This is a genomic window from Westiellopsis prolifica IICB1 (genome assembly GCF_004323185.1).
GTDB classification, from domain to species: Bacteria; Cyanobacteriota; Cyanobacteriia; order Cyanobacteriales; family Nostocaceae; genus Pelatocladus; species Pelatocladus prolificus_A.
The window spans coordinates 3,327,684-3,352,485 of sequence record NZ_NAPS01000001.1; the positions used below are offsets into that span (position 1 = coordinate 3,327,684).

A 24,802-nucleotide genomic window follows, 5' to 3' on the forward strand; every position below is an offset into this window, starting at 1 on the left:
TCTGTTCATTGGTCATTGGTCATTGGTCATTGGTCATTGGTTATTGGTCATTGGTCATTGGTCATTGGCTATTTATTTTGGAATAAATGACAATGATTAATCACTATTGATTGAGAGCATTCGCTCAATTTGAGTTTCAATTACTGCTAAAAGCTGATTTTGTTGCCAGTTTTGGTATAAATGAGCCGCAATAGCTGCACCACCAGCCCCCATACCTTCTTTAACAAAACCCTGCTCATAGGCTTGGAGTTGGGGATAGCGAGAATTAGTAAAATTTAATTGAGTCGCGAGTAAAGACACAGGACAACCACTGAGGTTAATCAGTTGAGCTAATTCAACAGTGCTTCCTGTGGGGTCTTCTGCTACCCAGCGAGTTGTACCAACTACTACTTGTTGCGATCGCCATGGTAAAGCGTAAGTTGTGGTGATCGCTCTCATCAGCGCGTAGACCGCCAGCATTTGTGTTCCACCCGCTAGTAAAACGCCACAACTCCGACTTAGGGCGATCGCCATTCCTGCTAAACTTATCTGCATCGGATCGCCGACTGCGGCGACTAATTCCAGGGGATCGATTTGGGACACGGGGGACACGGGGGACATGGGGGACATGGGGGCCATTTTTCTCTGTTGTCTTCCCTCACTCCCAGACGCGATGAATGGCGTCTCTACATTACTCCCCACATTCCCAGACGCGATGAATGGCGTCTCTACATTACTCCCCACATTCTCCTCATTTCCTCTTGTTTGCTTCATCTTTTTAAGTCCCGCCTGCACCACTGTCAATTTTTGCGTGTGGTTACAAGTAGGGTGACTACTGTTGACTTTTCCGGCTGCGTCTATACCTAAACCGAGTAAAATAGCCAAAGCTGTTGTGGTTCCACCCACTACACATTCACCCAAAACGATGTAGCCTTCTTTGACTTTGGCAGCGAGGCGATCGCCCCAAAGGAGTCCCACTTCTAATAAATGTTGTACTGTTGCCAATTCCAAAGCATTACCAGTACTTAAACATCTAGCAGTGCTACCCCCTAAATCAATAGCTGGGACATTAGGAGGGTAGGGTAAACCAGAATTAAATAAATAAACTGGAATATGCAACGCCTCTACCACAGCCCGCGAAATGAACACAGGTGAAGCTCCAGCAGTTAAAGGTGGTAAAGGATACTGAGATCTGTGTTCTGCGCCATAGTAAAGAAATTCAGCATCCGCAATGGCTGTATATTTACGATCCTCACTTGTCAGACCAGCTGCGGAAATACCCGGAATTAAACCAGTTTCGGTAAACCCTAATACACAACCAAACAAGGGCAAACAACTACGGTATCGCTCAATCCATTCCTTACCCTCTTCTATTTCGGTATAAATACGAATCAGGTCATTGGTCATTGGTCATTGGGGATTGGGGATTGGGGAAGGTAGGGGTCCCCTTTGGGGATAAGGGGCAGGTGGGGTCCCCTCTGGGGAACTCGGGGCCCCCACTCCCCCCAAGGGAGTGGGGATTAGGGGCGAAGGGGTAACGGGGATTGGGGATTGGGGTTAGCGGTATAGTAGTGAACCACTAACCACTAACAAATAATTTATTACACGTAAAAGCGCTTGAGAAGTTTGCGAACTCAAGCGCTTTCTATATATTTTTATACCAAATCACTTGTTTGATGCAACATTTGATATTCGCAATCACCTAAGTCAAACGGGTATTACGAAAATAACTTGTGGCAAACATGCGGTGAAGTGGTATCACTCCTTGCACAAAATAAGAATATCTCTTCTGGTATAAAACGCGGACTAGGGCAAGTGACAGTTTCTAAACTGACACTAGTGTAACTAGGCAGTAAACGATTGCTATTCAAGCAAAATATGTGGTGACACCCTGCTTGACCCTTAGCACAACATGGTATAACAACATGCTCGTAGGCATGATTAATTGTTACAAAATACGTGATAATACGTGAGTAAGAGAAAAGACATATATGAAAATTTTTGTACCAGGACGTCTGTGTATATTTGGCGAACATACTGATTGGGCGGGAGGATACCGTCATCTCAACCCGGAACTAGCAATAGGCTACACGTTGCTGGTAGGTACAAATCAGGGACTGTATGCACAAGTGAAACCTCATCCTCATCAATTAATTGTTAGCGCCTCTGTTGGTGATGGAACTCGTAAATTGACTCTACCGATGGAAGCACAGGTGTTGCTCACGGAAGCTAGAAAGGGTGGATTTTTTAGTTATGCTGCTGGTGTCGCTTATCAATTTTTGGTAGGGGTGTACACCCTTGGGGGAATAGAAATTGATAATTACCTGACAGATTTACCGATTCAAAAAGGGCTGTCATCAAGTGCAGCTATTTGTGTGTTAGTAGCAAGGGCTTTTAATCTGGTATATGACTTAAAGATGTCTATCCAAGAAGAAATGGAGTTAGCTTATTTTGGAGAGATTACTACCCCTTCTCGTTGCGGACGCATGGATCAAGCTTGTGCTTATGGCAATCGTCCCATTGCAATGATATTTGATGGCGATCGCACAGAGATTATCGAACTGAGTGTTCCCAAAGATGTATTTTTTGTGATAGTTGATCTTGGTGCTAGCAAAAATACTCAAGTAATCCTCAGCAAACTCAATCAGTGTTATCCCTTCGCCAGCAACCCCATACAAGCGAATGTCCAAAAATATCTGGGTTCTATCAGCTATCAAATTACCCAAGACGCCATTGACGCTTTACAAAGAGGCGATGCAGAACGAATTGGTACTCTGATGAGACAAGCCCAGGTAGAATTTGACAAGTATCTGATCCCGGCTTGTCCTGAAGAGTTAACAGCACCTGTCTTACATCAATTATTGAATTATCCACCAATTCAACCTTATATTTTGGGGGGAAAAGGCGTTGGCTCTCAAGGTGATGGGACAGCACAATTTATAGTTAAAAACAAAGAAAATCAACAAAAAGTAATTGAAATTATTGAACGAGATTTTCCACACATGCAATGTTTAGAACTAACAATTTATGCCGAAAACTCAAATTAAGAAAGCTGTAATCCCTGCTGCTGGTTTTGGTACTCGCTTATTTCCTGCTACCAAAGTTGTAAAAAAAGAACTTTTCCCAATTATTGATCAAGATGGCAGGGTCAAACCTGTAATTCAACTCATAGTTGAAGAAGCTATTAGTGCTGGAATTGAAGAAATTGGTATTGTCATTCAACCAGAAGATAAAAGAGTTTTTGTCGATTTATTTAAATATCCACCCAAAGCAGAACTTTTTGAAAAACTATCACCAGAAAATCAAAAACATAGTAAACATATCGTAGATTTAGGTGACAGAATCAAATTTTTATCACAAAAAGAACAAGCAGGCTATGGACATGCTGTATATTGTGCCAAAGAATGGGTAAATGATCAGCCATTTTTACTCATGCTAGGCGATCATATTTATGCATCCGACATTAAAAAATCTTGTGCGCGTCAAGTCTTAGAAGTTTTCGCCCAAGCAAATCAAAGCGTTGTTGGTTTAACCACAATTTCAGCAGACATGATTCATAAAGCCGGATGTGTCACTGGAGTTTGGCAAAAACCAGATTCTATTCTTTCCTTAACACAAGTCTACGAGAAACCAACTGTTGAATATGCACGTCAGCATTTGCGTGTCGAAGGGATATCAGAAAACGAGTTTTTATCTATTTTTGGGTTGTATGCACTAACGCCGATAATTTTTAATTTTCTAGAAGAAAATATTAACAATCAATTTCGAGAACGGGGAGAATTTCAATTAACAACCTGTCTAGAACAAGTACGTCAACAAGAGGGAATGACAGGATATATTGTGCAAGGAAAAAGTTTTGATATTGGAATCCCAGATGTTTATTTGCAAACCTTGATTGATTTTAGGAATAGATAATTATATTAATGGTAATTACCAATGGCAATGAAATTAGAAAAAGTAGTTCCTTATGGGCGATCGCTTGATGAATATGTGCAAATGTTTAATCTTACTCAATCAGATTTTAACAAGCGCATCTTGGGTGTAGGCGATGGTCCAGCGAGCTTTAATGCAGAAGCTACAAAAATTGGTGTGAATGTCACTTCTATTGATCCAATATATCAATTTAGTGGTGATGAAATCCGCAAAAGATTTAATGAAGTCGTTGATCATATAATTGACCAAATTCAAGCAAGTCCTGAGGACTGGATTTGGTCATATCACAAATCTCCTGAAGATTTAAAATCTAATAGAATAGCAGCTATAAACAAATTTATCAGTGACTACGACCGGGGAAAACTAGAGCAAAGATATTTAATTGGTGAACTACCGCAATTGAACTTTAAAGATAAAGAATTCGATATTGCTTTATGTTCACACTTTCTATTTTTGTATTCCGATCATCATGATTACCAATTTCACTTTGACTCGATTCAGGAGATGCTGAGAGTTAGTCAACAAGTACGGATTTTCCCTTTGCTGACTCTGATGTTGCAACGTTCTCCCTATCTCGATCGCATCATCCAAGAATTCCGGAAACTAGGATATACAGTTTCTATCGTCAAAGTAGGATATGAATTGCAAAAAGGTGGAAACGAAATGCTGTTGATCGGGGAAAGGGGATCAGGGATCAGGGATCAGGGATCGGGGATCGGGGACTAAAGAAGGGGGACACGGGAGACATGGGGGACAACTTCTCAGTTATCAGTTAACAGTTATCAGTTAGCTGTTAACTGATTCATGTCCAATCCCCACTCCCCACACTCCCAGACGCGATGAATCGCGTCTCTACATTACTCCCCACACTCCCCTTTCCCCGATCCCCTTTCCCCGATCCCCAACATATGAAGCTCTTTTTGTCAAAAGTTCATAACAATAAGTAGAGCTTTATAGTGGCATAGCATTAACTTATAGCTTTAATGTCAGGAAAATTTGACTTATTGAAGCTTTTTTAGGGATTATGTCATAGAATACTGACATAATGATCCCCAAATAACCAATAAATTCGTAAAAATACTAAAAACAAGGATGGCAACCTCTTGATCCCAGGGGGAGGTTAACAGTTAGTATTTTTTAACATAAAGACTCCTTAACTCCCAAAACAAAAAATGCTGATTTTGGCATCACAGGAAATTGAAAGGGAGTGACCCGCAATATAAAAAAAACGATAAAAACCTAACTGAAATTTAAGCAAAGTTTAGGTAGAGCAGGAGTCAAGAAGCAAAAGTTAATCTGGGGTGGATGGGATTGAATCAACCACTTATAGACAAGGGTACATTATTAACCTTTCAAATGACTGGAGGCCAAATTCATGGCAAAAGAAAGACCACCATTAGAAGAGATGACATTGCGCCAGCTACGTAAAGTAGCAAGCTCTTATAGTGTCTCTCGTTATAGCCGAATGCGTAAATCGCAGCTGTTAGCAGCGATACAAGAAATTGAGCGTAGCACAGCATCTCCCAGCCAATCTTTTTCATTGGAGGCACAGGAAACCGTGGAAGCAGCAAAATTTGAATTAGGTCAAGAAGATCGTACTGGTGGAACTTTGGCTGATGTAGACGAAGGAATTGGTGAGTTACCAAATGGTTATGGTGAAAGCCGTATTGTCCTGATGCCTCGTGATCCCCAGTGGGCTTATACTTATTGGGATGTTCCTAACGACCACAAAGAAGAATTGCGACGCCAAGGAGGACAACAACTGGCGTTGCGGATTTTTGATGTTACCGACATCAACTTGGAGTACCAAAGTCCTCACAGCATTCAGGAATATCCTTGCGATGAACTAGCAAGGGAATGGTATTTGCCAATTCCTGTGAGCGATCGCGATTATGTAATTGATATCGGCTATCGTTGTGCTGATGGTCGCTGGTTAGTATTGGCTCGTTCTGCTCCTGTTCACGTTCCTCCTGTATATCCATCTGATTGGATTGAAGACGTCTTCATTACCGTCAATTTTGAAGAAGATTTGCGTGGTAAGACCTTCTACGAGTTGGTTCCCCCTGCGAAGAAGGCTGCTGCTGCTGGTGCTACAGGTAACGCCATTTACGACCAAATCTTTGGTTTGGCAGAATCTGCGGAAGCACAGCGAGTTGCTGGTTCTCTGTTTGGCTCAATGCAGCACGTTCCTGGCTCGGTTACTCCAGAACAAGCCATCAGTTCCTATGTCTTCCCCTCTGGTGTAGGTATGTGGGCAGTTCCAACTGTATCTGGCTTAACTATGTCTGGTGTAGGTATGTCTGGTGTTGGCTTCTCTGCTTCCGCCGTACCTGTGCGTCCGCGCCAGTTCTGGTTGATTGCAGATGCTGAGTTGATTGTCTACGGTGCAACCGAACCTGATGCAACAGTCACCATTGGCGGTCGTCCTATTAAGCTAAATCCAGATGGAACATTCCGCTTCCAGATGTCCTTCCAAGATGGTTTGATTGACTACCCAATCATGGCTGTTGCTGCTGATGGTGAGCAAACTCGCTCAATTCACATGAAGTTTAATCGTGAAACTCCATCACGCAATACCAACACTAAGGAAGAAGCGGTTTTAGAATGGCTCGGTTAAGTTAGTATTAGCCACAATCAGAATCTCTAATTTAACCCCTGTCACAGCATAGCTGTGATAGGGTTTTTAGTTTGGGATTATGGGGGCGATCGCGTATTATTCCACAAAGTAGTAGGCTATTATTTACACTTTATTGCAACTTCTGTGAAAACAGATACCATCTTCTATAGCCTATTTCAGGCATTTCCCAGTATATTCTTTGAATTAATTAATCAGTCGCCAGCAGAAGCAACAGCTTATGAGTTTACTAGCCGTGAAGTCAAACAACTCGCTTTTCGTTTAGATGGTTTGTTCTTACCAACAACAAACAACCCAGATAAACCAAGACGCTTGATTCAGCAAACAAAGCAACAGGTAACTGATGAAGCTGCTAAACGCGACTTAATCAATCTAATTGAGACTATCATCGTCTATAAATTACCGCAAAAGAGCCGCGAGGAGATTGAAGCCATGTTAGGTTTAAGTGAATTGAAAAATACCAAAGTTTATCAAGAAGCGTTTACAGAAGGTAAGCAAAAAGGCTTAGAAGAAGGTAAGCAACAAGGCTTAGAAGAAGGTAAGCAAAAAACCCAGTTAGAAGCTATACCAAAAATGATACAGCTTGGGTTGAGTTTAGAAGCGATCGCTCAAGTGTTAGACTTGCCTGTAGAAGTAGTCGAGCAAGTAGCACAGCAATTGCAGAAATAAGCTTGGTTTCTAACGTCGTTTCTTCCCTTTTTGCCAACTTTGACTATTGGGTTTTTGGCTAAATTCTCCCTTGGGAAATAGTCGTTGTTCTAATTCTTCATAGCTTCCTTCAAAATCACAATGACCGTAAAGAGGACATTGACGACAATAAACACCTTCTGTGTAGCGTTCCAAGTTTTCGCGGTTGAAGTAATACGGTTTGTGGCTGAAGGTGCTAGCTACCCATTGCCATGACATATTATTACTAGCTGGGTCGCCATCTAAAAGATGTTCGAGAAACCATTTAGCTCCAGCTTGCCACTGAATACGCCGCCAATGGATGATATAAGCTGCCATCCACATACGGGCGTGGTTATGAAGATAGCCTGTTTCTCGCAGTTCTTTGCTGAAACTATCGATACATATTCTGTCTGTTGTACCTTGTCTGATATCTTCGGGTAGTTCCGGCGCGTAGTTGCTCTTGGTATAGCCTGTTTTATATTCTTCTTGGTCTTGCCAGATCGTACTTCCCAGTTTGACATACAGCCGTTGCCAGTAGTCGCGCCAACCTAATTCATTAATTAGTTTAGTGATCTCATCTTGGTTTTGCACCCGATCAAGCACATAATTTCGGATTTCGCGCAAACTGAGAACCCCATAACGAATATAGGGAGAAAGCCGGGTGACTGCACCTGTAAAAAAATTACGTGTTTTTGCGTATTTAGCTGGGTCTACTTTTTGCAGTACTTTCTCAGCAGCTTGACGTCCACCAACTGTTTGACTGATGTGATCATCGCGTTCTACCGCTTGAGGAAATTGTTCGCGCAGGTAAGCTACCAACTCATCACGGTTGGCAAATTCGCGTTGCATGTCTTGAGTCATCCGATTTTAGATTTGAGATTTTGGATTTTGGATTTTAAATTGAATACACAGATAAATCTGGTATCAGTCATTTGTCAACGTAACAAGAGCTAGAGAAAGTTTAATCGCTCAATTAGTATAACGTGGGCAAACAAAAGCGATCGCCTAACTCATATCTTGCATTAGCTTTTCATCCCGCCAATAAATAAATTTATTGGCTAATAGCTAAAGTCAGATAAATCTGACTAGGACGATGTTTGAGTCCGTTAAAACGGACTTATGCTATTAGCCTCAGAATTAATTCTGAGGCGGGATACAAGGTTGGTGCAAGATATCAGCTAACTTAAGTGCGATCGCTTTGTGTAATGCAGAGTTTGTACTTATCTCAAGGTAATTGCAGTTGCATCTGGTGCTAGTCTGATATCTCTGGCAATGATTACAGGCTTGTTGACGTAATCTTGGTAATATTGGTCTTGGAGACTGAGTTTGTATTGCTGTTCGATTTCCTCAATTGCTAAGTCACGAACCTCACCAGTGACTTGAATGACGTTTTCGCGATCGCTTGGTAAGTCAAAAGGCCGACCAGAAGCATTTATAACTAAAATTGGATCACCACCAAAGAATCTGCGATCGTTGACTGTAAAGGAAGTTAAACCAACTTTTTCCAGTGGTCTACTTCTGACAGTTACAGTTTTACCAATCAATTCGTCAGGATAGTTGACTACTTCAGATGTAGTAACAAGTTGTGCAGTAGGAGTAGTTAACGGTTCTTCATTCGTATAGGAAAGTTTTACAAACACAGCCAGTAGTGCTATGGTAATTACTACTTTTGCTTCCCAAAGACCCTTGAATATGTCTTTGTTTGGGTTGATATTATTTCGCTTGTCGCCACTTTCAGCCATAATTCAAGACTCTCTTTTAACAGTTATCAGTTATTACTTATTCATTGATTGAAGTAATTTAAAATTTGTCTTGTCTCAATGAGAAGACAAATTTGATTAAACTTATTTATGCAAAAGAAACTTAAATAATGCCTAGATTTAAACCAGGAATTACGCAAAAAATAACGCACATTTGCGGTAATTCATGAATTACCGCTACGCAAGAATAAGGTTTTCGATCACATCTTGCCTAAGTCCTGTTAAACGATATTCAAGTATAAGATTACGGTTATTAAGTAATAAATTCTTCTTGCTCAGGTAATAATAAATTCCCTTTCATGGGACAGAGTTATATGCATCTACCAGATGAAAGAGAGCATATATTTTTCTATATCTAAAGGTAGTGTAATTAATTAGAATAGAGTGATGGCATTCCTAAATCATTCATGAAAAACAAGATCCCCGACTTGTCTAATAAGTCGGGGATCTGGTCAATAAAAAATTAAATGTATTGACAAATACTGCAAAAATGAATACACCTAATTAAATCATGATTGGAGATGTATAAGAATGCAATATCAAGTTAAGATTTTAGAACCAACAGATTTATGGTATTTACAAAATAACATTAATAAAGAAACCAACAGATATTACCATCCAACAAAAGATATTCCTTTTGTTCAACAAGTAGAAATCAGACTTGAAAACTCTGGAGTGATCATTCAAAAAGGATCATTGCACAGGTGCATTGGTAAATTAAATTATGGTGTTTATAAAACTGATAACCGTTTGAAAGATATGTGGGTAGCCTTGAGAACGGAGATTGATTACAACGCACCTGTGTATCAAGGTACTGGTATGGTTTACCTTGAGCCTAGACAAAAAGGAGATTTTTTAAATTACACATCTATTGACTTCTCAGAGCGGGAGCAATGGGAATTTGATGATGGTATCTTCCAGTTTTGTTCGGATAATGTAGTTATCGGAGCCAAAAGATTAAAATTCCGACAAATTGCAGGCTCCGGTGACGGTAAATGGAGACTTGCTATCAAAGCTTTACCTGGACAAATTGCTCGCGTGTTGACGGGTACTACATCACCAGCTAGAGTCATTGAACTCAGCAGAGGAGAGATTTTGATTGCTGACTATGACATGGTGAAAGGATACACAAACGGTATTGAGGAAGATTATCGCAAATTAGGTCACTTTGGCAAAAGTGGTGGCGAGGGTTTTGTCTGGGTGTATGGCGGTGAAGGTAAATTATTGGTGAGTGAAAACGATGGTATTGGTCTAGATTCACATTAGAGATCTGTTAAAACACCCATCGTTGAGGTTTTAGGCGTTTCAGGACTTACGCAAGATGTGACCGAAAACCTTATTCTTGCGTAGGGGTAATTCATGAATTACCCCAAATGCGCGTTATGTTTTGCGTAAGTCCTGTGTTTGACCAAGAATGGTTTGTGGCATCATATTTTATATGACCTTAATAGAGGTTGGGTAAGAGAGGCGTTGTCTACTTGCAGGTGGGACGCCTCTCTTATTTGTATATTAATACGACTGGCTATTATTTGCAATAGCTTTTTAAATATTATTACATAATATCGTGCATCCACAATATCGTCAGCTATATTGAATATGTCGCGTGAGGAAATAGTACTTTGACTGAAAAAATGAGCCGGACTAGTATCACAATTCCAGATCCACTATTTGAGTGGTTTAAACAGTATTGCAATAAACAGAAGCGATCGATGTCAGCTCAAATCAGCTTTATGATTGAGCAACTGAAGGAATCTGAGGATAAATAAGTTCTCAGAACTTCCTGAGATTGCAATTTTTGTTGGAAATCAAAGTAAGTCGGCACAAATGTAGAGACGTGCCATGGCACGTCTGGTACTCGTTGGGGTCGTCATTTGTCATTGGTCATTGGTCATTTGTCATTGGTCATTAGTAAGAATTTTAGGCTTGTTTACTTTCCGTAACATGGTTAGGTTTATTCCCGCCTACTTACTTAAGTTGACAAAAAGAGTGAGCGATCGTACTCTGATTTAAGTGTCTCGAACCTCATCGACACACCTCGCCCGAACCTTGAAAACCGCATAATTTCGTTGAGGTGTGTCGATACCTTGTGCAGCAAGGTTTACAGGCTGCAAAATTGGCAACTTTCTGAAATTTTTTTCCCATTTTTCAGAGGTGTGTCGATTAGGGGGTCTAGAATCCTCTCTGTGTAAGCTTTCTAGATGTGAACTCTTTACAATCACGTCGCCCCGAAAGGGGATGTAAACGTGATGAGCAGGAATCTGACCTAAGAAACCATCAATCCCTTTACAATCACGTCGCCCCGAAAGGGGATGTAAACACGAACTCATTATCAATGCGCGCTGGTTTTTTCCTTGCCTTTACAATCACGTCGCCCCGAAAGGGGATGTAAACGTTTATTGTATTTTACTACCAACTGGGTCCAGCCTTGAACTTTACAATCACGTCGCCCCGAAAGGGGATGTAAACAAATTTCAAAGTTTGAGGATCCAGAAACAGGCGGAACTTTACAATCACGTCGCCCCGAAAGGGGATGTAAACTTGCATAAAAGATGGATCCAAGACACACTGCCGTGAGAGTCCTTTACAATCACGTCGCCCCGAAAGGGGATGTAAACCAAGGATAAAAGTGAAAGACGCAACACCTCCCTTACTTTACAATCACGTCGCCCCGAAAGGGGATGGAAACTCAGCAAGGGCTAGTTGAACTTCAAAGATTGCAAAAAGACTTTACAATCACGTCGCCCCGAAAGGGGATGGAAACGTACAGGATCCAGCCGATGCGCTCCTTGCGTTTGGGTCGGACTTTACAATCACGTCGCCCCGAAAGGGGATGGAAACATTTGAGTCACCAGCCACGCCAAACGACGAGCGTCTCGAACTTTACAATCACATCGCCCCGAAAGGGGATGTAAACTGGAATGACCAGCCGCAAACCCAGTGATATCAAGTTCAGATAATTAGTTATACTTCCCACAGTTATTGCAACCCCACCCCTTAATCCCCTCCCCGCTTGCGGCTACGGTGTACACACAAGTCTTATAAAGTTGCCTAGTGGCGTTTTGATCCCCCCTAACCCCCCTTGAAAAGGGCAGGGCTGTTTCATTCTTAAAAGGAAAAAAGTGGAAACTTTGAAATCTCGTTCTGTTTTGATTAGATATTCGTTATTAACGAACTAAAAAAGAGGGTTTGAGATTTTACTCTCGAAAATGAAACAGTCCTGCCTTGAAAAGGGGGGAACTAGAATCAAAGTCCCCCTTTTTAAGGGGGATTTAGGGGGATCAGAGGATTTGTGTGTACACCGCAGGCTTGCGGGGAGGGGCTGTTTTGGCGTTAGACAAAACCGGGGTGGGGTTCTTTGAGAATTATGTCGTAGACTACCTTTACCCCTCACGGTGATTAAAACTCTTTATCTACGTGGTTTTTTAAAAGTTCATTCAACCAAGAACCGCGATTAAATTAAATGTTATTTGCGATCGCGTAGCGTCTACTTTGCACCATCGCTTTGACGTTTGTGACGAATGTCGTTTCATTCATAAGGAACGTCGCGACGTTAGCCACAAATGTCGTGATGTTCTTTATGAATGGCGCGACGTTACCCACAAACGTCGCGACGTTACCCACAAACGTCGCGACGTTACCCACAAACGTCGCGATGTTAGTCACAAACGTCGCGATGTTAGTCACAAACGTCGCGATGTTAGCCACAAACGTCGCGATGTTGGTCACAAACGTCGCGATGTTCTTTATGAACAAGACGATGTTAACTAAAGCGTATTGTATGATAAAGAGCTAAGAACTTATTTTGAAGCCACATCCATAGTTCAGGTATCATGGCTAAACGCCTTCTTGTTGTTGAATCTCCTGGAAAAGTTAAAAAACTCAGTCAAATTCTTGGGTCTGAGTGGATTGTACGTGCTAGTTGTGGTCATATCCGGGAACTGAGCAATGAAGGTGAAGATTCTCTGGGCTTTATTATGGATGGTGAGCGGGTGGAGTGTCGCTATATACCCCGCAATCAGCAAGCAAAGGAAACGATTCAACAACTGAAGACTGCTGTTAAACAAGTTCAAGAGGTGATTTTGGCTACAGACCCAGACCGAGAAGGGGAAACTATTGCTTGGCACCTCAAAGAAGCTTTAGGATTAAAAGAACCAAAACGAGTTGTTTATACAGAGATTACGGAGTCTGCGGTCAGAAGTGCGATCGCCAATCCCAGAAAACTTGATTCTAATTTAATTGGAGCCGGATTGTGTCGAGATTGCTTGGATAAGTTGGTTGGTTATAAAGGTAGTCCCTTAGTTTGGGCGTTAAATAATGGCGCCAAGAGTGTTGGACGAGTCCAGAGTGCTACTTTACACTTAATTTGCCAACGCGAAAGGGAAATCGTCTCTTTTGTTCCCCAAGATTATTGGAGTGTTTGGGTAGACTACGCTGAAGGGTTCCGCGCTTTTTATAAAGGAACAGTCAATGCTCCTAAACAAGAACCGAAACAGGAAACTGAAGTTCATGATGATACGGCGGTAAATGCAACAGAAATTACCGAGTCTACCCGTGTTCTTTCGGAAGCCGAAGCCACGCGCTTAGTTGAAGAAGCGAAACGTCATCCCCATCAAGTTGTGCAATATGAAGGAAAAACCGTTAATCGCCAACCACCTCCACCCTTCATTACTTCGACACTTCAGCAAGCTGCTGGTTCCAGGTTGCGGTTTGCACCTGAAAAGACAATGCTTGTCGCGCAAAAGTTGTATGAAGCAGGTTTAATTACTTACATGCGAACAGACTCAGTGATGTTGAGTCCAGAGTTCTGCGCCAGTGCGCGCCAATGGTTAGAGCAAAATGACCCAGAAAATGTCCCACCGCAAACAGCCAGACATCGCAGTAGTAAAACAGCACAGGAAGCACACGAAGCGATTCGTCCCACAGATGTGTTTCGTCCTTCCGTTCAATTGCGAGTCGAACTGACTGCTGACGAGTTTAACTTATATGTGCTGATTTGGAAACGAGCGATCGCATCCCAATGTCGTCCCGCAATTCTGCGGAAAACTCTTGTCGTCACCCAATCTGGCGATTTACTCTGGCAAGCTAGAGGACAAATAGTCGAGTTTCTCGGTTATACTCGCTACTGGTCAAACCTTAGCAAAGATACAATTCTGCCTAACTTGCAAAAAGGACAGATGTTAACTTTGGAGAATGCAGCTCACGAGAAAAAACAAACTCAACCACCACCACGTTACAGCGAACCAAAATTAGTCCAACTCATGGAGCGTAAAGGCATTGGTCGCCCAAGTACCTATTCTCCCACAATCGCAACTTTAAAAAAACGAGATTACGTCCAGCTGACGAAAGAGAACCTCCAACCAACAAGTTTGGGTTTAGAAGTCGATGATTTTTTGCAGAAAGCCTTACCAGATTTATTAGAAACAGAATTTACTGCCAAAATGGAAGATGCTCTTGATGCGATCGCTTCTGGAAAACAACCTTGGCAACATTATCTGACAAATTGGCATCAGAATTATTTTGCACCAGCATTAATCAAAGCTAAAACAGTACCTGTGAGTTCATCGAGTTCCGCAAATAGCAACAAAACTGCTGCTGTCACGGAACGTAAATTTGAGACTTCCAGAACTCGCTGTCCTGAGTGCAAAAATCATTTAGCCAAAATTCCGAGTAATAAAGTCAAAAAGAAATACTTTCTCAAATGTGTGAGTGGGTGTGAAAACGTCGTTTTGTTTTGGAGTGAATACACCAAAACTTGGGAAGCACCCCGTTCTCAAACAACTAAAGATAAAGATATAAATCCACAAAAACCTCCAGCTAATATCACCACCTATCCTTGTCCCGTGTGCAAAAAACCTTTGGAGGAGTACAGCTATATCAAAGATGGACAGAATAAAACCATGCTGCGGTGTTCTAATCCCAAGTCCCGCAGTGACCAGAAACATAAGGATGTAGCTTATTTCAAGACGCAGAAAGGGTGGTGGAGTCCCAAGTTTGGAGAGTTGAAGGGATGAAGAGGATTGGGGATTGAAGTTTATTGTTTGAAACCTGAATATTCTTGTTGTGTTTGCGACTGTAGTATAGATCCCCGACTTTTTTAAAAAGTCGGGGATCTGAACACCCGCGACTGATCATTTAATCAATCCGGTTTGCATCGCCACAATAACCGCTTGAGTGCGATCGCGTACCTCTAATTTATGTAAAATTGCATGAACGTGAACTCTAACTGTACCTGTTGTAATGTATAGAGCTTCCGCTATTTCTTGATTTGTTTTTCCTTGGGCGATCAGTGAGAGAATTTCCTGTTCTCGTTGTGTGAGTGTATTTATAGTGACGGGTAAATTTTCGATATTTTTTTCCGTAGGAATTGACTCAAACTTGGAACGAATTTCTTGAGTTGCTGTTTCATCCCACCAAGATGCACCCGCAGCTACAGAACGTAACGCTAACACTAATTTTTCCGCAGCAATTCCTTTCAAACAATAGCCTTGTGCGCCGGCTGCAATTAACCGTGAAATCAAGGGTTTTTGGAAATGGGAAGTCAAAACTAATACTGGAAGTTGGGGATGTAGCTGTTTAATTTGGCGACATGCTTCAATACCTCCAATACCCGGCAATCCCACATCCAAAAGTACAATATCAAGAGCATGTTCTTTGGTTAACTCAACTGCTGTTTCACCGTCTTCTGTCTCAGCAATAATTTCTAACCCTGGTTCTTGTTGCAATCTGACACGCAATCCCAGGCGAAAAAGTTCATCATCTTCAACTAGAAGAATTTTGAGTGTGGTAGAAGCCATTAGGGAACAGTTATCAGTTATCAGTTTTATAGTTATTGGCTATTTATTGAGTGAGGATAAACTGGGAGTTTAAAACCAAAGATTGCTCCAGTTGAGTGTACTCGGTTCTCTGCCCAAATTGTACCACCGTGGGCTTCGATAATTTGGCGAGATAGATAAAGCCCTAATCCAGAACCTTTAGCTTGGCGATCGCTATGTCCTTGGTAAAATCTTTCAAATAAATGGGAAAATTCATTAGCTAGGATACCTGCGCCGGTATCTACTATTTTGACGATTTGGTAAGATGCTTGGGATTCTAACACTACTTCCACATGACCCCCGCGTCGAGAATGGTTAATCCCATTTACCAAAAGGTTAGTAAAAACTCGTTCTAATTGTAGAGTATCACCAAACACCCACAAAGATTGCCGGAAATCGGAGTCCCCATAGCTAAAAGTGATGTAAACACGACGATTAGCAGCTAAAGTAGCTAATTTACCAGCAACATCCTCTGCGATCGCTACTAAATCAACAGGGTTTAAATTTAATTTCAAACCTTCAGTATCGTTACGATACACATCCAGCAAAGTTTCAACGAATTGTAGAGAAGTTTCGTGACTGCGTTCCATTGTGGCGAGAACTTTCTGTTGTACTGGTGAAACAGTACCAAATTTTTCTTCCTGAAATGCTTTGATTGTTTCAATTGCTCCCAACAACGGTGTTTTAAGATCGTGAGTGAGAGTAGAAGCAAAATCTTCTCGCAGTCTGACTAATTGTTCTTGTGATTCTAACTTCGCTTGAGTCAAAGCAATAGCTTGTTGGGAACGTCGCAAACGTTGACTTAAAAATCCTGTCAGCATTAAGGCCATTGAAGCAATCACTCGACTTGCAACTGTCGAAATTCTAATAGCTTCTCTTCCTGGTATGCACACATTTAACATCGTTAAGCAAACAGCAACAAACGTCGCTTGTACAGTTGCTTTTTCACCAAACCAAGAATTTACTAATAAAATTGCCCCACTATAAAGATATCCAAATACATAATCAGTTGGAGTGGAATATTCTAGAGTTCCGAGAAAAACAAACACTCCCAATATCAGAAAAGTTTTACTCAAGCGCCAGTTATGAGACTGCAATTTGGCTTTTAAAAGTGTCATTCACAAACCAACCCCGTAAAAAAAATTTGGATTTTGGATTTTGGATTTTGGATTGCTCCCATAGATAAATCTGCTTGCTCTGTACAATCAAGGAATGATTGGTCACTTGATTGTATTAACAATATAACAGTTATAAATGAGTTGTGAAAATTTAGATTTCAGATCCCCGACTTCTTTAAGAAGTCGGGGATATTTAATATATATCTAGCGTTTAGCAAATATCTAAACATGTTTAGATTTACTCTATATCCTGTGATAAATATTAAACAGAAAAAAATAAACTCATTTTTATTCCTTCTACTTATTGTTTTATCGTTCAAAAAAAATGATGATGTAATTGTTAGCACTGCTCAAGCATTCAATGTTTGTTGAAATTAGACTGACAAAAAGCCTTTTTAAGCTCTAACAAATGACCAATGACAAAAATGGAGTTTAACTAATTAATGCTAGAAGGATGGATTCAAATAGCCCTAACGCTACTAATCGTAGTAATAATTACGCCCTTTTTTGGGCGATATATAGCGCGTATATTTCAAGAGAAACGGACTTTTCTCGATCCAATTTTGAACCCAGTTGAGCGAGTACTTTACTCTTTAGTTGGTGTGCAAACTAAAGAAAATATGACGGGGTGGCAGTATGCACGAGCTATTATATATAGCAACATTGTGATGGGGTTGCTGATCTTTTTGATTATCACAAATCAGGGATGGCTACCCCTCAACCCAACACAAGTTGGTGCGCCAACTTGGGACACAGCACTACATACCACAATTTCCTTTATTACTAATACTAACCAGCAGCATTACTCTGGTGAAACTTATATGAGTTACGCCAGTCAAATGTTGGGATTGGGATATCACATGTTTACCTCCGCAGCAACAGGAATAGCAGTTGCGATCGCTTTTATTCGCGGATTAACAGGTAAACCCCTGGGTAACTTTTATGTAGATTTAATTCGCTCAATAACACGGATTTTATTACCAATTAGTATTGTAGGTGCGATCGCTCTCATGGCTGCTGGTGTCCCGGAAACATTAGCAGGGCCAGTTATAGTTCCAACTTTAGAAGATCCGAATATAAGTCAGGCGATCGCTCGTGGGCCTGTGGCTCATTTTGAAATTATCAAAGAATTAGGGGAAAACGGCGGCGGATTTTTTGCGATTAACTCAGCTCATCCCTTTGAAAACCCCAACGGTTTTACCAATCTGGTTCAGCTGGTAGCTATGCTCTCAATCCCCAGCTCCCTAATTTACACCTACGGTATCTTTGCCAACAACATTAAACAAGCTTGGTTAGTATATAGTATCCCGTTTGCCATTCTTGTAGGTTTTGTAATTATTACAGCCATTGGTGAATACAACGGAAATCCAGCTGTGAATGCTTTGTTGGGTAGTCAACAACCAAATTTAGAAGGTAAAGAAATCCGCTTTGGCTGGGCGCAATCTGCTTTATATGCAGCTGTTACCACAGCAACCATGTGTGGGGCTGTGAACAGTTTACATGATTCGTTTATGCCTAGTGGTGGTTTCGTCACCCTTGCCAACATGTTTTTGCAAATTGTCTTTGGTGGACAGGGTACAGGAACAGCTTATTTATTTGCTTATTTAATCTTGGCTGTATTTGCTACAGGGTTGATGGTGGGACGCACACCAGAGTTTCTCGGACGCAAAATAGAAAAACGGGAAGTAGTGCTAGCAAGTTTTCTCATGTTGCTGGTTCACCCCATCGCCATCATGATTCCAGCCGCTATTACTTTAGCATTTCCCGATCAACTAGCAGGAATCAGTAATCCTGGTTTTCACGGTTTTGCTCAAGTCATTTACGAATACGCTTCTGCTGCTGCTAACAACGGTTCCGGGTTTGAAGGTTTAGGTGATTCTCAACCCTCACCCTTAGCGATCGCCACAGGTACAGCTCCAACTACAACTGCTTTGTGGTGGAACCTCAGTACTTGCTTCAGTCTCCTAGCAGGACGTTATATCCCAATCGTCGGTTTGCTCCTACTCGCCGACAGTATTTCCCGCAAACAACCAGTACCTTTAACAACAGGCACATTGCGAACCGACACCGGATTATTTACAAGCGTCACCGCAGGCGTAATTTTAATCTTAGGCGCACTCACCTTCTTTCCCGTACTAGCATTTGGTCCAATTGGTGAGTTTTTTCAAATTGCAAATGGGTGATCGGGGATCGGGGATTGGGGATTGGGGATTGGGGATCGCAAGGGGGACACGGGGGACGAGTATTTTACTCTCCCCTGTCAGCGAGTATCAAACACTCGTCGTCGAGTATCAAACACTCGTCGTTGAGTATAAAAGACTCGTCGTTGAGTATCAAAGACTCGTCGTCGAGTATCAAACACTCGTCGTCGAGTATCAAAGACTCGTCGTCGAGTATCAAAGACCCGTCGTCGAGTATCAAAGACCCGTCAGCGAAATACAAATACTTGTTTACAGATTTACAGAAAGACGACTCTTAAAACCCAATGACCAATGACTATTGTACAGACGCGATTCATCGCGTCTCTAATAACCAAAATTGCGATTCATCGCGTCTCTAATAACCAAAATCTATGATAAATACTCGACCACCACATGTGCCGCAGGGAACACGGGACTCACGTAAGCATACTCCGAAAGCAGATATGCGGGGATTGTATCAAAGGGCGATTAAAGAGTCTTTTGTGAAACTCAACCCGCGAATTGCTGTGAAAAACCCAGTAATGTTTATTGTCTGGGTGGGAACAATTGTGACTTTTATTGTCACCCTTAATCCGAATTTATTCGGAACTATACAACTTCCAGTCAATCAGCAGCGTTTGTTAAATGGGTTAATTTGTCTAATTCTATTTTCCACAGTTTTGTTTGCTAACTTTGCTGAAGCTGTAGCTGAAGGGCGAGGAAAAGCCCAAGCAGAAAGTTTGAAAGCGACGCGATCGCATACCATTGCTCGTAAAATTCTCCCAGATGGTTCTATTCAAGAAGTTAATTCTACAGAACTACGTCGGGGTGATTTGGTCAAAGTCGTTGCTAATGACATGATACCCGCCGATGGGGAAGTGATTGAGGGTATTGGCTCGGTGGACGAGTCTGCTATTACTGGGGAATCTGCGCCTGTACTGAAGCAACCAGGTACAGATATTGCTAGTTCTGTTACAGGTGGTACACGGTTATTGTCTGATGAATTAAAGATTCGCATCACAGCCGACCCCGGTCAAGGTTTTATTGACCGCATGATTTCTTTAGTTGAAGGTGCAGAACGTAGCAAAACCCCAAACGAAATCGCCTTGACAGTACTTTTAGCAGTCCTGACCCAGGTATTTCTAATTGTCGTAGCGACGATTCCTCCCTTTGCGGGTTATGTTGCTAACTTTGTCAGTACTATCTACGGAGCAGAAGCAGGAAACAGTTTACGCGCTGGTGCGAGCATTGCCATTTTAATTTCACTCTTGGTAGCATTAATTCCCACTACAATTGGTGGTTTACTGAGTGCGATCGGTATTGCTGGGATGGATAGAGTCGCCCAATTCAACGTTATCGCTACCTCTGGTCGAGCCGTCGAAGCCTGTGGTGATATCAACAGTTTGGTATTAGATAAAACAGGTACAATCACCTTTGGCAATCGCATGGCTGATGAATTTATCCCCGTCAACGGTCACTCTGTCGAAGACATCGCCCAAGTATCCTTAGCTGCTAGCGTCTTTGACGATACACCAGAAGGTAGATCAATTGTGAAACTGGCTCAAAACTTTGGTGCCAAAGTTGATTTTGACACAACCACAGCCGAAGGTATGGAATTTTCTGCCAAAACCCGGATGAGTGGCACTAACTTACCTGATGGTAAACAAATCCGTAAAGGTGCAGTGGATGCAATCAAAGGATTTGTGCGTTCTCGTGGCGGAAATAACACTTCCGAATTAGATACAGCCTTTGAGCGAGTTTCTCGTTTGGGTGGTACTCCCCTAGCTGTCTGCAAAAACGATGAGATTTACGGCGTAATTTACCTCAAAGATATCGTCAAACCTGGTATTAAAGAACGATTTGATCAACTCCGGCGCATGGGTGTACGTACCATCATGCTTACAGGTGACAACCGAATCACAGCTTCCGTAATTGCTGAAGAAGCGGGAGTTGATGACTTTATTGCCGAGGCGACTCCAGAAGATAAAATCGAGGTAATTCGCTCCGAACAGTCTCAAGGTAAATTAGTAGCCATGACCGGGGATGGTACCAACGACGCACCAGCACTAGCTCAAGCAAACGTAGGTTTAGCCATGAACTCCGGAACCCAAGCCGCCAAAGAAGCTGCTAACATGGTGGACTTAGACTCTGACCCCACAAAACTAATTGACTTAGTAACTATCGGTAAACAATTATTAATTACCCGTGGAGCATTGACGACATTTTCTATAGCTAATGATATCGCTAAGTATTTCGCAATCATTCCCACAATCTTTGCAGCTGCTGGTATTGGCGCACTAAATATCATGGGATTAAAAAGCGCTCAATCTGCAATTATCTCAGCCCTAATTTACAACGCTTTAATTATCCCAGTTCTAATTCCCCTAGCACTTAAAGGAGTAAAATTCCGCCCCCTGACAGCAGACCAACTACTACGGCGCAACATCTTTATATATGGTGTTGGCGGTATCATCGCTCCTTTTATTGCTATCAAATTAATAGATATTATTTTGCCGTTGTCTTGAAAATGGGCTAACGCACCAAAAATCACTCCATGATGCGTTAGCCTACGGCATAACACATCCTACAAAACAACAAAACTGATGTGAGTTAAATATGAAACCTATTCAACATCATCCAATTTTATCTAACCAACTATTAGAGACACTGACTGAAATCTGGTCTACCAGCAAAAAACAAAAGCTACCACTGTATTTGTTCATCGCCATGTGCTTGAACTTGGTAGTTGCACCTTTAGTCTTAGCTGCTGATCAACAATTCTCGCGCACTCAAGCTTGGGCGTTGGGATTATTAGGAATAGTCACAGTAGCTCTTTGTATATATCTATTTTTTGTAATGTTTGTACCGGAGAAATTTTAAATCATGAGTTTTGCGCGGGAAGCAAGTAGAGCAGTTCGTTCAACCTTAGTACTTTGGATCATTACGGCGATTATTTATCCTTTTGTGATGATTGGGTTCGGACAAATTGTATTTCCGGCTCAAGTAAATGGTAGTCTGATCAAAAATAGCCAAGGTGAAATAGTTGGTTCTGCTCTGATTGGTCAACCATTCACAAGCGATCGCTATTTTAATAGTCGCCCCAGTACTACTAGCTACAGTACTGCTGACCCCAAAAAAGATGAAGCCGGGATACTAAAAACTGGTGTTTCTGGTGCGAGTAATTTGGCTCCTAGTAACCCAGCTTTGTTGGAGCGTATCAAAGGTAACAATGACCCCGATTCCAGTAAACGAGTTGAAGGTGAGCTTAATCGTCTTAAAAATGAGGGTGTGCAGCCAACTGCCGATTTAATATATACTTCTGGTTCCAGCCTTGACCCCCACATCACCCCAGAAGCAGCCAAAGCCCAAATTGCACGAATCGCAAAGGCGCGGGGAGTCCAACCCCAGCAGTTGGAAACCCTAATTAATCAAAATATTGATGGTCGTTTTTTAGGTATTTTTGGTGAACCTGGGGTTAATGTTTTGAAATTAAATTTAGCCCTAGATACTTTCAAGGCTGCAACTTAGAATTAAAAGGTGAGTAGTTAATGATTAGTAGTTAGTAGTTTATCAAACAAAAACTATTAACTATTAATCATCAACCATCCACAAATAACTACTTAACCATAATTCTAGATTATGCTGATTGCAAAAGTTGCTCAAAATATACAAGCTGTTTCTGTTACAGTCCCTTCTCAAACAGATCTCTCTCATAAGCCAACATCTGTCAAGCAAACAAATGATAATGTCGGCTTGTTTGCAGTAGTTTTCATGAGTTCTTTGATCATGGGTTTTATTTTAGGAAAGTATCAATCTCATCGGTACAAAAAGCAGCGTGATCAACAAATGGCTAAGATTATTCAAGAATTTGAAACCTTGAAACATCAACATAAGATGATATTTAATTCTGAGGAACAGATGGCTCTGGAGAGGAAAAAGCAAATTGAAATGTTAGAGAGAATATGGAAAACAAAGCCTTAGAACAGATTTTTGGTTAAATGAAAAAGCAAATTAAAATTTTAGAGAAAATATGGAAGATTAAACTTTAATTTATCTCGCCAAACCAGATCCCCGACTTCTACTCTCCGTATCCTATCGGTCTATAAGAAGTTGGGGATCTTGTCTTGAGCCAATGATTTAGGAATGCCATATATCAAACTATATTTATAAATATATAGGAGTCCGATTTTATTTATGAAAAAATCTAAGTATCTGTAGTAGCGTGTCTAGACTAAAATGTTGCAATAAATCTCTGATTCTATCTCTGTGTTCTCTCTCTTGAAAAGCTTTGAAGTTCCCTCCGGGACGCTGCGCGTAGGCGCGTAAGCGACTTCTCGTAAGAGTACGGAGGAAACCTCCGCTCAAACTTTTCGCTGCTTCCTCTGCGGTTTATTAATGCACTATTTTAGCCTTGACACGCTACTACGTATATTTCAGAAATCAAATATGAGTCCTATAGATAGTTTAGATATGAGATAAACGCAATTATCTTCTAGATATGCATGATATTCAACAAATTCAAAAAAACAGAAAATGTTTGAACTGTAATTTGTCAGCAATGAATTTTTCTGGAACTAATTTAGAAGGTGTTGATTTGCGCTCTACAGAACTTCAAGAAGCAAATTTGAAAAATGTTAACCTCAGAAATGCAAACTTGCAGTGGGCAGATCTTCGTAACGCAAACTTGCAAGGAGCGGATTTAAAGGGAGCTATCCTTAAGAATGCTTTACTCGATAATGCTGATTTAACAGGAGCAAATCTAGAAACATCTAATTTGGAGGAAGCTGATTTGAGAAATGTCAATTTTAGTCGTACTAATCTGCTCAAGGTATTAAGAACGTATAAAATACAAGATAGTCGTTCTGTAATTCTTTGTGAAACAACATTGCCAAATGGCATAATATCAAATCGAGATTGCAAAGCAAGTTAAAGTTAATCAATTGAACTGTATTGTCTATAAATGGTCTGTTGCCAAAATTGCTTGCCATTCATCCTCAGAAAATGGTTGCATATTTAACTCGATATCAAAACAATCACTGGCGGTTGCACTCAAAACTGTCATAATCTTTTCAATACTCAAATTTTGCGGAATTTGCACGCAAGTAAAGGACTCAGCATCAAAGACTGCGGAAAATAATTCGACATCTGGTTGCAAACGCATTGAACCATGTTGCAAAATTGCTCCACCACGTCGCAACTGAGCGCTACCAATGAGTTTACAACCATTATCTGTGATTAAATCTGCGCCCGTAGCAGTGCCAAAACAATTGGGATTGTGGATGTAACCCCGCCCAGCATTACCGTAGTGTAAATTGATGCCAAGCTGATGCCATCCTTGAATGAGAAACTCGCAGATTTTTTGGTATGCTTCAATGCGATTACCACTGAGTCCAGATGTGACAACACTGTAAGTTAAATCACCTTGATGCAAAACTGCTCGTCCTCCAGTAGGACGCCGCACCAAGTCTACTTTTTGACCTTGCCAAGTTAAATTTTGCCAGTGTTGAGGATATTTGTGTTGGTGATAGCCAAGGGAAATAGCAACTGGCGACCAGGTATAAAATCGTAAAGAAGGGGGATGCTGTGTTGATAAGTGCTGTTCTAATAACCAATGATCAATAGCCATCTGGATATTACCAGTGGTTTCTAGTAAAGGAATTAGTCGCCAAATCTGCTTGCTATGCATTTGTCCAGCAAACCCCTGTTTATGATCCAA

General features: G+C 41.3%; 21 protein-coding genes and 1 CRISPR repeat array. Of the genes, 14 read left to right on the forward strand and 7 right to left on the reverse strand.

Annotation, left to right across the window (positions count from 1 at the left end; all coding sequences use genetic code 11):
- Nucleotides 1-96: 96 nt before the first annotated feature.
- Nucleotides 97-1,386 (reverse strand): nicotinate-nucleotide--dimethylbenzimidazole phosphoribosyltransferase, encoded by a 1,290-nt coding sequence (locus B4U84_RS13605; protein ID WP_165490283.1) that lies wholly within the window; start codon nt 1,384-1,386, stop codon nt 97-99.
- A 584-nt stretch (nt 1,387-1,970) separates the two neighbouring features.
- Here B4U84_RS13605 and B4U84_RS13610 point away from each other — a divergent pair.
- The 5 genes from B4U84_RS13610 (at nt 1,971) to B4U84_RS13630 (ending at nt 7,216) form a co-directional block, all read left to right on the forward strand.
- Nucleotides 1,971-3,026, forward strand: coding sequence for a GHMP family kinase ATP-binding protein (locus B4U84_RS13610; protein ID WP_131118487.1), 1,056 nt, complete (start codon nt 1,971-1,973; stop codon nt 3,024-3,026).
- Nucleotides 3,007-3,894 (forward strand): UTP--glucose-1-phosphate uridylyltransferase, encoded by an 888-nt coding sequence (locus tag B4U84_RS13615; protein ID WP_017312770.1) that lies wholly within the window; start codon nt 3,007-3,009, stop codon nt 3,892-3,894. The genes B4U84_RS13610 and B4U84_RS13615 overlap by 20 nt, the downstream gene beginning before the upstream one ends.
- Nucleotides 3,895-3,915: 21 nt before the next feature.
- On the forward strand, nt 3,916-4,638 hold the full coding sequence (locus tag B4U84_RS13620; RefSeq protein WP_131118489.1) for an SAM-dependent methyltransferase: 723 nt from the start codon (nt 3,916-3,918) through the stop codon (nt 4,636-4,638).
- 649 nt (nt 4,639-5,287) lie between these two features.
- Entirely contained in the window at nt 5,288-6,529 is a 1,242-nt protein-coding gene (locus B4U84_RS13625; RefSeq protein WP_131118491.1) for a DUF4912 domain-containing protein, read from the forward strand.
- Between the two features lie 144 nt (nt 6,530-6,673).
- Nucleotides 6,674-7,216: an Rpn family recombination-promoting nuclease/putative transposase gene (locus B4U84_RS13630; RefSeq protein ID WP_131118963.1), complete on the forward strand. Its 543-nt coding sequence runs from the start codon at nt 6,674-6,676 to the stop codon at nt 7,214-7,216.
- Nucleotides 7,217-7,225: 9 nt separating this feature from the next.
- Here the strand turns inward: B4U84_RS13630 and B4U84_RS13635 are convergent, their stop codons facing one another.
- Together B4U84_RS13635 and B4U84_RS13640 are read right to left on the reverse strand one after the other, a co-directional pair.
- A complete protein-coding gene (locus tag B4U84_RS13635; protein WP_131118493.1) occupies nt 7,226-8,077 on the reverse strand; it encodes an FAD-binding domain-containing protein in 852 nt (283 codons plus the stop codon).
- Nucleotides 8,078-8,436: 359 nt separating this feature from the next.
- A complete protein-coding gene (locus tag B4U84_RS13640) occupies nt 8,437-8,958 on the reverse strand; it encodes a hypothetical protein (RefSeq protein WP_131118495.1) in 522 nt (173 codons plus the stop codon).
- A gap of 549 nt (nt 8,959-9,507) precedes the next feature.
- On the opposite strand from B4U84_RS13640, the gene B4U84_RS13645 reads away from it, so the two are divergent.
- Both B4U84_RS13645 and B4U84_RS13650 read left to right on the forward strand, forming a co-directional pair.
- Nucleotides 9,508-10,242, forward strand: a complete 735-nt coding sequence (locus B4U84_RS13645) for an AIM24 family protein (RefSeq protein WP_017312764.1) — start codon at nt 9,508-9,510, stop codon at nt 10,240-10,242.
- A gap of 365 nt (nt 10,243-10,607) precedes the next feature.
- Nucleotides 10,608-10,742, forward strand: coding sequence for a ribbon-helix-helix domain-containing protein (locus B4U84_RS13650; RefSeq protein ID WP_071524806.1), 135 nt, complete (start codon nt 10,608-10,610; stop codon nt 10,740-10,742).
- A 441-nt stretch (nt 10,743-11,183) separates the two neighbouring features.
- Nucleotides 11,184-11,890: a CRISPR direct-repeat array (repeat unit 36 nt; unit sequence CTTTACAATCACGTCGCCCCGAAAGGGGATGTAAAC).
- Nucleotides 11,891-12,432: 542 nt separating this feature from the next.
- On the opposite strand, the gene B4U84_RS13655 is transcribed toward B4U84_RS13650, so the two are convergent.
- Nucleotides 12,433-12,702 (reverse strand): hypothetical protein, encoded by a 270-nt coding sequence (locus B4U84_RS13655; protein ID WP_131118497.1) that lies wholly within the window; start codon nt 12,700-12,702, stop codon nt 12,433-12,435.
- 104 nt (nt 12,703-12,806) lie between these two features.
- Between B4U84_RS13655 and topA the strand changes: the two genes are divergently transcribed.
- Nucleotides 12,807-14,987 (forward strand): type I DNA topoisomerase, encoded by a 2,181-nt coding sequence (gene topA, locus B4U84_RS13660; RefSeq protein ID WP_131118499.1) that lies wholly within the window; start codon nt 12,807-12,809, stop codon nt 14,985-14,987.
- 117 nt (nt 14,988-15,104) lie between these two features.
- Here topA and B4U84_RS13665 read toward each other — a convergent pair whose 3' ends face one another.
- Nucleotides 15,105-15,770: a response regulator transcription factor gene (locus B4U84_RS13665; protein WP_017312761.1), complete on the reverse strand. Its 666-nt coding sequence runs from the start codon at nt 15,768-15,770 to the stop codon at nt 15,105-15,107.
- A 32-nt stretch (nt 15,771-15,802) separates the two neighbouring features.
- Nucleotides 15,803-16,906 carry a sensor histidine kinase gene (locus tag B4U84_RS13670; protein ID WP_131118501.1) on the reverse strand — a complete coding sequence of 368 codons (1,104 nt, stop codon included), beginning with the start codon at nt 16,904-16,906 and terminating at the stop codon, nt 15,803-15,805.
- A gap of 443 nt (nt 16,907-17,349) precedes the next feature.
- Here B4U84_RS13670 and kdpA point away from each other — a divergent pair, with 443 nt between their 5' ends.
- The 6 genes from kdpA to B4U84_RS13705 all read left to right on the forward strand — a co-directional run bounded on the left by kdpA (nt 17,350) and on the right by B4U84_RS13705 (nt 24,016).
- Entirely contained in the window at nt 17,350-19,089 is a 1,740-nt protein-coding gene (gene kdpA, locus B4U84_RS13675) for a potassium-transporting ATPase subunit KdpA (RefSeq protein WP_131118503.1), read from the forward strand.
- Nucleotides 19,090-19,478: 389 nt separating this feature from the next.
- Complete coding sequence (kdpB, locus tag B4U84_RS13685; RefSeq protein WP_207390936.1) at nt 19,479-21,611, forward strand: potassium-transporting ATPase subunit KdpB; 2,133 nt, start codon at nt 19,479-19,481, stop codon at nt 21,609-21,611.
- Nucleotides 21,612-21,702: 91 nt separating this feature from the next.
- Nucleotides 21,703-21,966: a K(+)-transporting ATPase subunit F gene (gene kdpF / locus B4U84_RS13690; protein ID WP_044452496.1), complete on the forward strand. Its 264-nt coding sequence runs from the start codon at nt 21,703-21,705 to the stop codon at nt 21,964-21,966.
- A 3-nt stretch (nt 21,967-21,969) separates the two neighbouring features.
- Entirely contained in the window at nt 21,970-22,614 is a 645-nt protein-coding gene (kdpC, locus tag B4U84_RS13695; protein ID WP_131118507.1) for a K(+)-transporting ATPase subunit C, read from the forward strand.
- Nucleotides 22,615-22,725: 111 nt separating this feature from the next.
- Nucleotides 22,726-23,067: a hypothetical protein gene (locus tag B4U84_RS13700; RefSeq protein ID WP_017312753.1), complete on the forward strand. Its 342-nt coding sequence runs from the start codon at nt 22,726-22,728 to the stop codon at nt 23,065-23,067.
- 517 nt (nt 23,068-23,584) lie between these two features.
- The gene (locus B4U84_RS13705; protein WP_131118509.1) at nt 23,585-24,016 is read left to right on the forward strand and encodes a pentapeptide repeat-containing protein; all 432 of its coding nucleotides are present in this window, start codon (nt 23,585-23,587) and stop codon (nt 24,014-24,016) included.
- 24 nt (nt 24,017-24,040) lie between these two features.
- Here B4U84_RS13705 and B4U84_RS13710 read toward each other — a convergent pair whose 3' ends face one another.
- Entirely contained in the window at nt 24,041-24,772 is a 732-nt protein-coding gene (locus B4U84_RS13710; protein ID WP_044452618.1) for a lipoate--protein ligase family protein, read from the reverse strand.
- Nucleotides 24,773-24,802 lie beyond the last annotated feature (30 nt).

Bases quoted from the DNA above. Each gene is read 5' to 3' on its own strand.
- B4U84_RS13605 (WP_165490283.1), bottom strand. From the start codon at position 1,386: ATGACCAATGACCTGATTCGTATTTATACCGAAATAGAAGAGGGTAAG.
- B4U84_RS13610 (WP_131118487.1), top strand. From the start codon at position 1,971: ATGAAAATTTTTGTACCAGGACGTCTGTGTATATTTGGCGAACATACT.
- B4U84_RS13615 (WP_017312770.1), top strand. From the start codon at position 3,007: ATGCCGAAAACTCAAATTAAGAAAGCTGTAATCCCTGCTGCTGGTTTT.
- B4U84_RS13620 (WP_131118489.1), top strand. From the start codon at position 3,916: ATGGCAATGAAATTAGAAAAAGTAGTTCCTTATGGGCGATCGCTTGAT.
- B4U84_RS13625 (WP_131118491.1), top strand. From the start codon at position 5,288: ATGGCAAAAGAAAGACCACCATTAGAAGAGATGACATTGCGCCAGCTA.
- B4U84_RS13635 (WP_131118493.1), bottom strand. From the start codon at position 8,077: ATGACTCAAGACATGCAACGCGAATTTGCCAACCGTGATGAGTTGGTA.
- B4U84_RS13640 (WP_131118495.1), bottom strand. From the start codon at position 8,958: ATGGCTGAAAGTGGCGACAAGCGAAATAATATCAACCCAAACAAAGAC.
- B4U84_RS13645 (WP_017312764.1), top strand. From the start codon at position 9,508: ATGCAATATCAAGTTAAGATTTTAGAACCAACAGATTTATGGTATTTA.
- B4U84_RS13650 (WP_071524806.1), top strand. From the start codon at position 10,608: ATGAGCCGGACTAGTATCACAATTCCAGATCCACTATTTGAGTGGTTT.
- topA (WP_131118499.1), top strand. From the start codon at position 12,807: ATGGCTAAACGCCTTCTTGTTGTTGAATCTCCTGGAAAAGTTAAAAAA.
- B4U84_RS13665 (WP_017312761.1), bottom strand. From the start codon at position 15,770: ATGGCTTCTACCACACTCAAAATTCTTCTAGTTGAAGATGATGAACTT.
- B4U84_RS13670 (WP_131118501.1), bottom strand. From the start codon at position 16,906: ATGACACTTTTAAAAGCCAAATTGCAGTCTCATAACTGGCGCTTGAGT.
- kdpA (WP_131118503.1), top strand. From the start codon at position 17,350: ATGCTAGAAGGATGGATTCAAATAGCCCTAACGCTACTAATCGTAGTA.
- kdpB (WP_207390936.1), top strand. From the start codon at position 19,479: ATGATAAATACTCGACCACCACATGTGCCGCAGGGAACACGGGACTCA.
- kdpF (WP_044452496.1), top strand. From the start codon at position 21,703: ATGAAACCTATTCAACATCATCCAATTTTATCTAACCAACTATTAGAG.
- kdpC (WP_131118507.1), top strand. From the start codon at position 21,970: ATGAGTTTTGCGCGGGAAGCAAGTAGAGCAGTTCGTTCAACCTTAGTA.
- B4U84_RS13700 (WP_017312753.1), top strand. From the start codon at position 22,726: ATGCTGATTGCAAAAGTTGCTCAAAATATACAAGCTGTTTCTGTTACA.
- B4U84_RS13705 (WP_131118509.1), top strand. From the start codon at position 23,585: ATGCATGATATTCAACAAATTCAAAAAAACAGAAAATGTTTGAACTGT.
- B4U84_RS13710 (WP_044452618.1), bottom strand. From the start codon at position 24,772: ATGCATAGCAAGCAGATTTGGCGACTAATTCCTTTACTAGAAACCACT.